Origin of the sequence: Desulforhopalus sp. IMCC35007 (genome assembly GCF_005116575.1) — a bacterium.
In the GTDB taxonomy this organism is placed as follows: Bacteria; Desulfobacterota; Desulfobulbia; order Desulfobulbales; family Desulfocapsaceae; genus Desulforhopalus_A.
Genome location: NZ_SWCN01000006.1, coordinates 101,340 through 113,806, shown reverse-complemented (window position 1 = coordinate 113,806; position 12,467 = coordinate 101,340). Strand labels below are relative to the sequence as shown.

Below are 12,467 nucleotides of genomic sequence, written 5' to 3'. Positions count from 1 at the left end.
TAGAAAACAATGCAAGAACATTCAGACAATTTTCAGGCAATGGTCAGTCGCACAGAACGCTATGGCGAACTGGAACACCCCGATGGTTTTGGTTCTCGAACAGGTGAATGCGGGGACACCATTAATATGTATATCTCAATTCGTGCCAACCAGATTCAGATGGTCACCTTTACCGTGAACGGTTGTCTTAACACCGTTGCCTGCGGGAATGCCGTCTCCTATCTCATGGAAGGCAGATCGGTCCAGACCGGCTGGGACCTGTCCCCAGACAACGTCGCCGATTTTCTCCAGACCCTGCCCCCTGACCACTTCCACTGTGCTGAGCTTGCCGTTGGCGCCTTTTACAAGGCCCTTGCCAACTACAACAAAGGACAAACAGAAAAATGGAAGCAGGTCTACTCCCCACGATAATTAGACTTTCAGGCTGTTTACAGATATACAAAAAGGCCGCTGACCTATGCAGTCATCCGGCCTCTGGTTCTTTGCCATCGTGCAAAAAAAATGCACGATCTTTATCACAAATCCTTTATATTGCCCTTAAAAACGGTTACTTAGGGATACGGATTTTCTGGCCGACATAAATCTTGTCGGCATCCTTGATGACTTCCCTGTTCGCAAGGAAGATTCGTGGATACTCGGAGGACTTACCATAGAACTTCTTGGCAATTGCCGACAGGGTGTCCCCGGAGACAATTTCGTAATACTCAACTTCTTCAACCGGGGCCGGGGCGGCCACGTTATCAAACTTTACCTCTCCGACCCCTTTAATATTCCCTGCAAGAAGGACCGATTTTTCCAGGGCCTCTGCGCTCTCCGCCTCGCCGCTGAGCGATACCACTCCGTCTTTGATTGTTACTTCAAGATTTTTAATTCCCGGGTTATCCTCTTCCACATGGGCCTTTATTGCGGACGAAGCTTCCGCCTCCGTTGAGAAGATTTTTTTACCTATATTCTTTGCAAAACTTAATAATCCCATAGCGATCTCCCTGCAGAATAGTTTTTTTATCGACACGGTCGAAACATACCTGTTGCATCCACCCGTATTTTAACTATTTAGCTAACGTTGTTTCAATGTAGCTCACTGTTGCGGGCGCAAGTTGCAGTCCCGAGGCCAGCTTTTGCATATATTGTTCTTCGGCCGCGGTATCAACCTCGATGGCCAGCAGTGACGCCGCATAAATCTGGGCGGCCAGCTCCGGACGACCTGCAGCAGCGGCAATAAGTCCACTTATATCAAGGGGGCGCGCTGATTCAACCATAAAAAAGTCTTTATCCTCCTGACTAAGACCGTCTTCCTCAAATTTTCCGATAATTTTCTGCAACTCCGCCTGGTCTATCGCACCATCGGCCTTTGCTGCATTTATCATTGCCTTAACAAGAAGATTGGCCTCTTCATCCAGTTCTTTTTCCTGCTCCGGGGTCTGCGCCTCCAAAAGCGCCTTTGGAGGCTGAGCTGGTGCCTGTCCGGCCGACTTTAATGCGGAAAAAGCAAGGGAGGCCAGCATAGCCAGGGCACCCCCACCAATGGCACCTTTCGCTGAGGATCTTCCTCCTCCAAGCAGTGCACCACCAAGGGCTCCCAGACCCCCGAGGGCCGCTTTATTGTTACTGAGGTTTCCCAGAACGTCTCCCAACATACCACCGAGGCCACCGGCCTGTGACTGGCCTCCAGCACCACCCACCATCCTGGCCAGTCCGCCGACTATATCGCTGAGTGAGCCTCCACCTCCTGCTCCAAAGGCATTAGTAAGACGTTTTGTACTTGATTTGGACATACCACTTTGAACGAGTGCACCAAGAATATCTGCAAATCCTGCCATATTTCCCCCCTGTGTATGATGGCTTTTCTTCAATCTGGCGAAAATGGATAATCTCAGGGTTTTTCTTTCACCCAACCTGTTCGTCCCAGTTTTTCCAGTGTGTTTTTCGCCTACCCAGTTTTCAACTATAGGGCAGGATCAACGGTTAACAAGCCCTTGAAACAGTGATTATTTTACCAGGACGTATGAAGTGCCACTCTCAAAAACAAAAATTACGGTTTATCAATGACTTAAATTGAAAAAAGTGCGACACTATACAAAGTAAAGATACGGTAAGAAATAGATAGATGTCTGATTGCCTCAGTGATGCAGAAAAAAAACTATTGGCTGGCGTTTTCTCTTTTTTCAACAGAAAAAGCCAAACCCGGTTAACCTGGGTTTGGCTTTTTTAGAGAACAAAGATGGTATGATATAACAAATGAGGCCAACATAACCTCAATATTTTCTTCCAGACTATCTCCAGGAAATCGCAGTCCTATTCATGGATGACGTCGACTGAGTCAATGATACTTTTATCGACAACAAGTCCCATACGTTCTGCAGCCTTTGGGTTAACATGAAAGGATAGATCTTTTTGAAATTCAACAGGCAGCTCAGACGGTTTTGCTCCTGCAAGTATCTTTCTAGCCATGACACCAGTCTGTTTTCCATGCAGGTAGTAATCAAACCCAAGAGCGGCAATTGCACCACGTTTAACAGAATCGGTATCCGCACTAAAAAGTGGTAGTTGCGTTCGTTCACAGATCTTAACTACCGCCTCTAAGGCTGAAACCACCGTATTATCGGTCGGCACATAAATAGCTTCCACCTTACCGACAAGGCTCTGGGCCGCCTGGAATACATCAGCTGAATTTGTCACAGGCCCATCCACAATTGTTATTCCACGCTCAACCGCCGCTTCATTTAAACGCTTCACGTTGGAAACCGAATTCACCTCTCCAGCATTATACATCACACCAAGACGCTTGAGTTCCGGAAGAAAACGTTTAATCATGTCAAGGTGTTTATCCATGGGCATCTGATTGGAAACACCTGTGATGTTTTTAGGCGGCTTTGCGTAATCCTCAACCAGCCCTGCCGCCATAGGATCGGTAATTGCGGTAAAAAGCATTGGTGTATCGGCAAGTTGTGGTGCCTTTTCATACAGCTTGGCACAGGCCTGTGCATTTGGCGTTGCAATGGCCACGATCAGGGAAGGAGAATCCGAGGCGATCTGCGTTGCAATTTGCCCTACGGTTCCCATGTTACCATGGGCATTATATTCCTTGTACTGAACCTCCACACCATTTTCCTTTAAATCATCTTTAAAGCCCTGCAGTACCGCATTCAAGGCGGGGTGGTCCACAAACTGACTCACAGAGATTCGTGGCGTATCTGCAAGCCCAGCAGTCGCCGCTCCTAGAATTAGTCCTATAAGTATCGATAGCGCAGCCTTTTTCATCTCTTCTCCTTTTGTATTTTGATTTGACCTTTTATGTCTTTACAGTACATTCTTATTGACCTTTCTAGAAGATTATGCAAATTGATTCAAGGATATAAAATGAAATGCTGTCCTGTTTGCCGCAGCAAAAGAAAAAATTCTTTTCAATTGCAGATATGGTCTACAAAAATCCCCGCAGCTCCCATAAATGGTGTACACTTCACAGTCGCACACAACAAAACAAGAGCCATCTGAATTAAATCGTTTCAATATAGACCGAGAGAACAAGGAGCCCCAATGGCAGGAAAGAAAGTTTCCCTTTTTGTGCAATGTTTAGTCGACTCAATGTTTCCGCAGGCAGCAGAAGCTATGGTCTCGATTTTTCAAAGATTACAGATCGACTTTGATTATCCCACCCAGCAGACTTGCTGTGGACAGCCCGCCTTTAACAGTGGCTATCGTAAAGATGCAACTGTTGCGGCCAGACGCTTCATAGAAATATTTGAAAACGAGGCCGTCATTGTCTGCCCGTCCGGCTCCTGCGTTCACATGGTCCGCCATCATTATCCGGAACTTTTTGCAGATGATCCTGAGATGCTGGCACGAGCAAAGACTGTTGGCTCTAAAACTTTCGAATTCACACAGTATCTGGTTGATGAGCTGAACCTCTCAAATATTGGTGCCGAATTTCCAGGCAAGGTCACCTACCACGACTCGTGTCATCTCAGCCGTGGTTTGCAGATCAATTCTCAACCTCGCACCCTGCTTCGTCATATTAAAGGCCTGGAGTTTATAGAGATGAAAGACAGCGATACCTGCTGCGGCTTTGGCGGTACTTTTGCAATCAACTACCCAGACATTTCTACAGCCATGGTTGATGAAAAAATTGAAAACATCCTCGCGTCCGGTGCCGAAGTTGTGACGGGTTGCGACATCAGCTGTCTGATGAATATCCAGGGGCGCCTCTCCCGCAGAGAAGAAAATGTAAAAGTGATGCATATCGCAGAACTCCTCGCCAGTACAGCCGGAGGCCAGTCATGAGTAAAAAAATAGAATCCGCCTATATTGAAGGTGCGAAAAAAGCCATAGCCTCTCCCACCCTGCAAAAAAGCCTGGACAATATTCAAGATCGTTTTGGCAAAGGGGCCATGCAACTCTGGAAAGAACTGGAAGACCAGGGGATGAGAGACAGGGTTAAGGAGTCACGGATGCGAACTCTGGCCCACCTTGATATTATTCTGATGGAACTTGCACAAAAGGTACGCAAACGCGGAGGAAAGGTGTTTTTTGCCCGGACCGCCGAAGAAGCGGTCGCATACACCCTCGAAGTCGCCCAAAAGAACCAGGTCAAAAGCGTGGTCAAAGGAAAGTCAATGACCTCCATGGAGATCGACATTGACCCGGCCCTTGAAAAAGCGGGCATTGAAGTTGTTGAAACCGATCTTGGAGAATATATCATCCAGCTTGCAGGAGACACACCTTCCCATATCATTGCGCCCTGTATCCACATGGACCGTCATGATATTGGCAAGCTCTTTACGGATAAACTTGGGATCGAGCCCACAACGGATCCACCGGAACTCACCATGGCTGCCCGCAAGGCCCTTCGGGAAAAACTACTCTCAGCTGACATGGGCATTACGGGATGCAACCTTGCCTGTGCCGAAACAGGGCAGATCGCTCTGGTTTCCAATGAGGGCAATATCCGCATGTCAACCACAATGCCACGCATTCATCTGGCATTGATGGGTATGGAAAGAGTCACAGCAACCACAGATGAACAGCGGGAAACCCTGCAGCTCCTCACCCGTGGCGCTGCACTGCAAAAGCTCTCCACCTATGTAAGTTTTAACGGAGGCCCAAAAAAAGAAGGTGACCCCGATGGCCCCGAAGAGTTTCACCTGGTTATTATAGACAATGGCCGCTCTAAGATTCTGGCTGACCTGGAGTTTCGTGAATCCCTTGCCTGCATTCGTTGCGGCGCCTGTCTTAACATCTGCCCGGTCTACGGTAAAATCGGCGGTCATGCCTATAACTCAACCTATCCCGGACCGATCGGAGCGGTCATCACCCCTCTGCTTGATGGTGTTAACAAACATGCCGATCTATGCAAGGGCGAAACACTCTGCGGCGCCTGCCTGGACGTCTGTCCGGTAAAAAATGACCTGCCACGAATGCTCAGCGCCCTCAGATACAAACTCGCTTATGGTGATAACCGGTGGAACGTACGCCAGCATAACGTCAAAGAGGCCTATGTGTATGCCGCCTGGCAGAAAGCTATTTCCCACAGCTCTGCTTATCGACGCATGATTAAGACCGCACGCCTTTTACAGAAACCGTTCATTGGTAAAAATAATATGATAAAAAAGATGGCCGGTCTTGCCTCCGGCTGGACGGATGACCGCGATCTGCCGCCCATCGCTCAACGAACCTTTTCTGAAATATGGGATGAAAAATATGCCAAGCGCCAGCAACAGACTCCTGCAATAAAGGAGGAGACAAACAATGAGAAATGATCTCCCTTTTTTAGATAATATTCGAAAGGCCCTTAACCTCCCCCAAGGTCAGGAGCGGACTAAACTCACAGTGCCCACACTGTTTGAAAAACCGGATAAAAGTGCAACCCGTCGGCGTATCGAACGGCGAACATATCAGGAAAAACAGGATCTTATCAATATTTTCAGCGAGAACTGCACGAATCTCGGGACCAAACTGCATATTGCCGGCTCGCTGAAAGAAGCTGAAGATATTACCGTTGAAATAGTGCGATCCAGACAGCCTGAATTTTCCTACAACAGACATATTGTCCTGCATGATCATCCCGATATTGCAGCGATGCAGCTCTGGAAAAGATTTAACCGAGAATCTGTGACAGTACATACAACGTTTTCTGGTGACCATGAAACAACGGAGAAAACTATCGCCTCCTACATCGGGATCACAGTACCGTCTATCAGTATCGCCGAATCCGGCACCCTCGTGCAGATCACATCAGCAGGCTGCCCCAGATCAACTTCACTGGTTCCGTCGATTCATATTGCTCTCATCAGAAGTGAAACTCTGGTTGCCGATTTGAAGGAAGCCTGTTGCCTTTTAGAAGATCTTAAGCCAGAGGACAGCTACGTCTTCATCTCCGGGCCATCCAAGACGGCAGACATTGAAGCCCATTTAGTCCATGGTGCCCACGGCCCCAAAGAGGTCCATATCATCTTACTCAAAGAAGAGCCTCAACAGCTTGAACCGCAAGCAATTCAAGTAGAATCCGAATCCCCGAGCGAGGAAAAGACAGAGAGTGAAACTCCACCAGAGCAAGCGTGCACTCTAGACGATCAAGCAGAAGAAACTGCTGAAAAATCATAATCGAACGGGTTTGAGAAAACACCTTCAGGCAAAACCAGTCCCATGAAAAACGAAAACCTCAGCAGAATAACATTGATCACCCTGGTTGTTCTCATTTCCGGTGTGTTTTTATCCATGATCCATCAATTTTTGATGGCAATTTTTATGGCTGGACTGTTTTCAGCAATCGTCACACCACTGCATACAAGGCTGAGCAACGCACTGGGAGGCAAAGAAACCATTGCCTCAATTCTGACAGTGTTTGCCATCATTATTCTGGTTCTCACACCACTGTCCGTTCTTTTGACGGTTGTTATCAGCCAGGCAATTTCCATTGGTCAGTCTGTTACCCCCTGGGTTCAGACCTTTATCAACGAACCTACAATTATCAGTACCTATCTTGAAAAAGTGCCCTACTATCAGGAAATCCTGCCCTATCGTGACATCATCATCCAGAAAGCCGGAGAATTGGTAGGCACCTTATCTTCATTTTTAATAAACTCGCTTTCCGGATTTACAAAGCTGACTATTGATGCAATTTTCTCATCAATAATAATGCTTTACGTAATGTTCTATTTCCTGACCATGGGGGACGTTCTTCTTGAAAAAATCCTCTACTTTCTTCCTCTCGACGACCACAACGAGATACGACTGCTCAACAGGTTCACCTCCGTCACCAGGGCAACCCTGAAAGGAACATTGATCATAGGAGTCTTACAGGGATCAATCTGCGGAGCGGCCTTTGCCATAGCGGGTATTAAGGGCCCGGTTTTCTGGGGGTCAGTCATGGCGGTTATGTCCATCGTCCCTGCCTTTGGAACTGCAATAATCTGGTTCCCGGCACTCTGTATCCTCGCTCTCATGGGTAATTTTTCAGGGGTTATCATTCTGGCCATATTCTGCGGTGTAGTGGCAGGAAACCTGGACAATCTTGTTCGTCCTCGACTGGTTGGCAAAGATACAGAGATGCACGACCTCTTCGTACTGTTTGGAACCTTGGGTGGCCTGTCCATGTTCGGTCTGCTTGGTATCGTCATAGGCCCGATTGTGGCTGCTCTTTTCATCACCATCTGGGAGATCTACGGCGATACCTTTAAGGACTATCTGCCAAAGGTCCGTTCTATCCGTCCAAAAAACGAGCCCAATGAATCTGACCAGTCTCCCCCTTCCCTCCTTTAATTTATCAACAACGAAGAACGACACATGCCCTATATCCTTCTGATACTGACAACCCTCTTCTGGTCAGGAAATTTTGTCCTCAGCCGGGGCATGCACGCGGCTATCCCGCCCATGTCCCTGTCTTTCTGGCGTTGGGCCATTGCTCTGGTTATTCTCTGCTCCTTTGGCCTCCGCCATCTCTACTGCCAACGTCAGCTGGTCCTGGAGCATAAGAAGTTTATCATCATGCAGGGTATAGTTGGAGTGGCCGGCTTCAACAGTCTTATCTACATCGCTATCCAGACCACCACAGCCATCAATGCCGTTCTTGTAAACTCCTGTATCCCTGTTATCATTGTCGTTATTTCATGGATAATGTACAAGGACGGACTCAGTCTCAGACAATCCCTTGGGGTCTGTATGTCCCTTAGCGGCGTGCTCCTCATCATCTCCCAGGGAAAGCTGGCAACGCTTCTTCACCTGCAGTTTAACAAGGGAGATATTCTCGTTTTTATCGCCGCAGTTCTCTGGGCCCTCTACTCTGCCAACCTGAAAAAATACCCAAAAGGCCTCCACCCTTTTGCCTATCAGACAGCTATTGTCATTGTGGGTCTATCACTCATCACGCCTTTTTACCTGCTGGAGATGTCCATGGGCAGAACGATGATACTCTCTACCAACACCTTGATCACCATCGGCTACGTCGCCCTTTTTGCCTCCGTTCTTGCTTTTATTTTCTGGAACCGGGCCGTTACTATGCTTGGAGCCAATATTGCTGGACCGTTTATCCATCTCATGCCGGTATTCAGCACCATACTCGCTGTGCTTTTCCTTGGTGAAACCCTTACCACAAATCACATCCAGGCCATTGTCCTTATTTTTAGCGGGATTGTAATGACGACTTTTATGGTCAAAAAAGAAAAACCTTAAGGGTGGGCTTGGATTTCTTCGTGCGAGGGGTGTCTGCATCTACTTTGCCCGTTGTTCTTGTATGTTTATAGATTCATAAGACATTTGCAAATGATTCAAGAATCGACGAGACAGACTCGCCTCTTCCCGACTGCTTACATGTTAGTGTCAGTCCGATGATCTGCTCAACTCATCTTTCATCTCTTTGACAATCAGGCCGAGGGTATGCGATAATCTTACCCACACTCAAAATGCATCGAGCAAAGATGAAAGACAGCTCCTTAGTTTTACAGAATAACCTCCAGCAAACCAATGACACCAAGAAATCTTATTGCAGTTACCGTTACAATTGTCGCACTCGTCTCCATTCTAGTAATTCGCTCAAAAAGTCTTGAGAACGATGAGCAGACGACTGCCCCCTCAGCTTCCAGCTCTCAGCTACCAGGCACTCTAGCCCAAACGACTCCTCAGCGGGTTCGACCGATTGCAGTTCCTCCTTTGCCAAAAACCACATCCCCCGTAGCCGTCTCCCAAAAACCACTCCCTGCCCCGGCAGAGCCATGGCTCGGCTTAAAAAACAATGCAATACGCAGCACCCCCTTCATATTGCCATCTGCTCTTTTATCTCAAAATACCTTAGTAGAAGGTCAAGAGATCTCATTTCAACTTTTTGATGATGTGCAGGTTGCAGCAACAGTCAGCGCATCAATACAAAACGTGAACGGGACAGTCACAACAACAGCCCGGATTAATGGCTCAGAATATGGCCGCGTTTTTGTTGCTCAATCAAACAATGAGGTCCGAGCCAAAATAATCATCCCTGAACAGAACAGGATGTATGCCATCAACTTTAATCCCCAGGATTATCAGTACTATGCTCTTGAACTTGACCCTGCAACAGAAGAGCCTGATGATATCGGGCCACATCGCTACGCCCCACGCCAGGCAACACCTCAGAGCAATGGTACGAAGATGCAATCCGAAGAAACCTCTGAGACAGAAGTCGGATCAGTACAGGCGCTTGCTGTAGACGAATCCATTGCGGGCGTTGTGGTCGACATACTTGTCGTATATACAGCCCAGGCTTTCAGTGAGGTTGGCAGTCTTGCAAACATGCAGAATGTGATTGCCTTGGGAATAGCAATGGCAAATGATACACATGGCAATACCACTACTGGCATTACCCTCAACTTGGTCCATTCTGAAATTTTAGACTACACACAAAGCGCAAGCCACGACAAGGGAGATTTTCTTGATTTCATAACTCGAACCAATGATTCCATCATGGATGAGGTTCATACTATCAGGGATAACTATGGCGCTGATTTCGTTTCACTGATCGTCGGAAATGGCTCGTCCAGCAGTGGCGGCGGGATTGCCTGGATACTGACAAGCCTCTCTGGATCCCCTGCCTATGCCTTTAGTGTCGTAGATGAAAACGTCTTTGATGGCTACACGCCCTGCCACGAAATCGGCCACAATATGGGCTTGGCACATGCCGCTGACCAGATTTCTTCACCCGGCCCGACCGGCCCTCCAATCGGAACAGATGCCGCAGGCTACCACTGGCACCCCCAAGCCGGCGAAACAGGATACTCTTCAATCATGGCTTATAACGATGGAGTTTACTACGCAGACGGCCTGGATCATGTCAAGGTCGGCCTCTTCTCTGATCCCGACATAACCCATAGCGGGCTCAAAGCCGGCGATACTGTCCTTGCCAATAATGCGAGAGTTCTCCGCCTGCTGAAAAATGTCTATGCTGACTACAGAGCCAGAGATCTGGATGGAAACAAAATTTTAGTTGAATACCCCAACCAGTCACTCGTCTTTACAGCGGGTAACTCCTACGACATCACCTGGAACTCAAACAGTATCACAGGCAATGTAAAAATTGATCTCTATCAACAGGGTGTGTTTCACTCATCAATTGCCAGCGACACCCTCAATGATCGGCAGTATTCATGGGATATACCAACAGATTTCTCAGGTGAATATTTCACTATCCGGGTCACAAGTATGGCCGACCCAAGCCAGTTTGATGAAAGCGATCAGCCGTTTGAAGTACATACAGCGTTCTTCACTGATTCTCTTGACACAGAGCCTGGTAATGTGGTGAAAACCGGAGTTTGGGAATTTGGACCGTGGACAGATAAAACAGAGCTCTATGGAGGCCCAAGCGCTCCCAATACTGGCGCAAACCTTTATGACACTGATTTAGATTATGTGGCTTTTACGACCTCTACCTTGACCATGGGTCCAATTGACTGTAGCGCTTATACAAAAGTCCATCTCAACTTCAGCAGCTGGTATGCCATCTACTCGAATTATACAGCAAGAGTCGAATACAAAAATGGGGCAGACGGCGCCTGGCAGGAGATGTATTCAAAAAACGGTCCCTTCTATTTTAACAGCTGGACGCCATTTTCTTTCGACCTATCAGAACATGCAGACAACGCTGAAGCGGTATATTTACGCTGGACATACTTCAATGATGGTGGCAATTATGCTTACGCTGGCATGTCACTAGACGACATCAGTCTCACCGGTCTTGTAGCATCAGTGGTTGGAGACATTGATGGAGACAGTGAGGTTACGCTTAAAGACACCGTTCTCACCCTGCAACTGCTGACAGGAAACGACGCTGATGCAAGTAAAAGTGGCGATGTGAATGGTGATGGTCTCATCGGGTTACCCGAGGCGATTTATAGTTTAAAAAAACTTGCAAATCCCTGACGGGCAGGGACTGGAGCATTGCTGCATGGGGCTTTTCTCTATAACCATGCTGAGGCATCTCACCTTTTCCAGCCTCGGGGGATGAGCACATCAAAGCTGATATGGAGCTGTAAACTTCATTATCGACCTGCCATGCCCCTCGTCCCGTTACCCAGCTCATTCATAAAAGCCATACACCGCTACAAAGACATTGTTCTTCACTCCTGTTCAACTGATGTACTATCCTGCCATCAATTCCGCCCTTACCAATACCCTACCTTACTTTTTTGTATGATCCTTCATCAGCCAATCCAGCCTATGGTCAAAGCGTATTTACCAAGCATCGCAAGACACATCGTAACAACCAGAATTCGTAGATAATTTGGATGAATGCTGAGTAAACATTTCGACCCACCCCAGGCCCCTGCAAACTGACCGACCATCATGATGAGACCGGCAAGCCAGACCACCTTTCCTGCAATGAGAAAAATCAGAAGAGAGGCAAAATTTGTGGCAAAATTGAGGGTTTTCGCGTTAGCGGTTGCATCGATAAGATTCATCCCTCGCAGTGAAACACCGGCAACCGCAAAAAAAGATCCGGTTCCGGGCCCGAACATGCCATCATACCAACCTATAACAGGCACGATAAAGCGTCTGTAGTTCTGAGAAGAGATGCGAGCCCCACTCTGCTGGCTCTGTATAAGGGGAGAGAGGATAAAATAGGCGGCGATACATACCAATACCAGGGGAATGACAAAAACCAGCAGTTCAGTATTTATAAACTGCACGGCGATAGTTCCCGCCGCCGATCCTAAAAAAGCAAGAAACATCGGATAGCGGATCTCATCCCACCTGACTTTTCTGCTTCTGAGCATCATAACAGAGGCGGTAGCCGTACCCATTGTACCCTGTAGTTTGTTGGTACCAAGGGCCAAAAGTGGAGGAATGCCGCTGATAATAAGGGCAGGAAGAACAATCAAGCCTCCGCCGCCGGCCAGTGTGTCCAGAAAGCCTGCCAAAAAAGCTGCCATGAACAAAAATACGAGGATCTCGGGTGATACGTTCACTAAATCCATAGTCGTGCCTCGGTGTTTGCCACCTGTAAA

General features: G+C 47.7%; 11 protein-coding genes. 7 read left to right on the top strand and 4 right to left on the bottom strand.

All coding sequences use genetic code 11. The features are described from left to right. The first annotated feature begins 9 nt into the window (after positions 1-9). A complete protein-coding gene (locus FCL48_RS08255) occupies positions 10-411 on the top strand; it encodes an iron-sulfur cluster assembly scaffold protein (RefSeq protein WP_136871792.1) in 402 nt (133 codons plus the stop codon). Positions 412-547: 136 nt separating this feature from the next. Here the strand turns inward: FCL48_RS08255 and lysM are convergent, their stop codons facing one another. From lysM to FCL48_RS08240, 3 genes are all read right to left on the bottom strand, one after another. After that, entirely contained in the window at positions 548-976 is a 429-nt protein-coding gene (gene lysM, locus FCL48_RS08250) for a peptidoglycan-binding protein LysM (RefSeq protein WP_136871791.1), read from the bottom strand. A gap of 73 nt (positions 977-1,049) precedes the next feature. Beyond that, entirely contained in the window at positions 1,050-1,820 is a 771-nt protein-coding gene (locus FCL48_RS08245) for a tellurite resistance TerB family protein (RefSeq protein ID WP_136871790.1), read from the bottom strand. Between the two features lie 475 nt (positions 1,821-2,295). Further along, positions 2,296-3,261: an ABC transporter substrate-binding protein gene (locus FCL48_RS08240; RefSeq protein ID WP_136871789.1), complete on the bottom strand. Its 966-nt coding sequence runs from the start codon at positions 3,259-3,261 to the stop codon at positions 2,296-2,298. Positions 3,262-3,537: 276 nt separating this feature from the next. Between FCL48_RS08240 and FCL48_RS08235 the strand changes: the two genes are divergently transcribed. From FCL48_RS08235 to FCL48_RS08210, 6 genes are all read left to right on the top strand, one after another. Then, a complete protein-coding gene (locus FCL48_RS08235; protein WP_136871788.1) occupies positions 3,538-4,281 on the top strand; it encodes a (Fe-S)-binding protein in 744 nt (247 codons plus the stop codon). Then, positions 4,278-5,756 (top strand): LutB/LldF family L-lactate oxidation iron-sulfur protein, encoded by a 1,479-nt coding sequence (locus FCL48_RS08230; RefSeq protein ID WP_136871787.1) that lies wholly within the window; start codon positions 4,278-4,280, stop codon positions 5,754-5,756. Before FCL48_RS08235 ends, FCL48_RS08230 begins: the two co-directional genes overlap by 4 nt. Continuing rightward, positions 5,746-6,600 carry a lactate utilization protein gene (locus FCL48_RS08225; RefSeq protein ID WP_136871786.1) on the top strand — a complete coding sequence of 285 codons (855 nt, stop codon included), beginning with the start codon at positions 5,746-5,748 and terminating at the stop codon, positions 6,598-6,600. Before FCL48_RS08230 ends, FCL48_RS08225 begins: the two co-directional genes overlap by 11 nt. Before the next feature lie 42 nt (positions 6,601-6,642). After that, a complete protein-coding gene (locus FCL48_RS08220) occupies positions 6,643-7,758 on the top strand; it encodes an AI-2E family transporter (RefSeq protein ID WP_136871785.1) in 1,116 nt (371 codons plus the stop codon). A 24-nt stretch (positions 7,759-7,782) separates the two neighbouring features. Continuing rightward, the gene (locus FCL48_RS08215) at positions 7,783-8,667 is read left to right on the top strand and encodes a DMT family transporter (protein WP_136871784.1); all 885 of its coding nucleotides are present in this window, start codon (positions 7,783-7,785) and stop codon (positions 8,665-8,667) included. A gap of 291 nt (positions 8,668-8,958) precedes the next feature. Next, on the top strand, positions 8,959-11,382 hold the full coding sequence (locus FCL48_RS08210) for a M12 family metallo-peptidase (RefSeq protein WP_136871783.1): 2,424 nt from the start codon (positions 8,959-8,961) through the stop codon (positions 11,380-11,382). Positions 11,383-11,663: 281 nt separating this feature from the next. Here FCL48_RS08210 and FCL48_RS08205 read toward each other — a convergent pair whose 3' ends face one another. Continuing rightward, on the bottom strand, positions 11,664-12,437 hold the full coding sequence (locus FCL48_RS08205; RefSeq protein WP_136871782.1) for a TSUP family transporter: 774 nt from the start codon (positions 12,435-12,437) through the stop codon (positions 11,664-11,666). Positions 12,438-12,467: the final 30 nt, after the last annotated feature.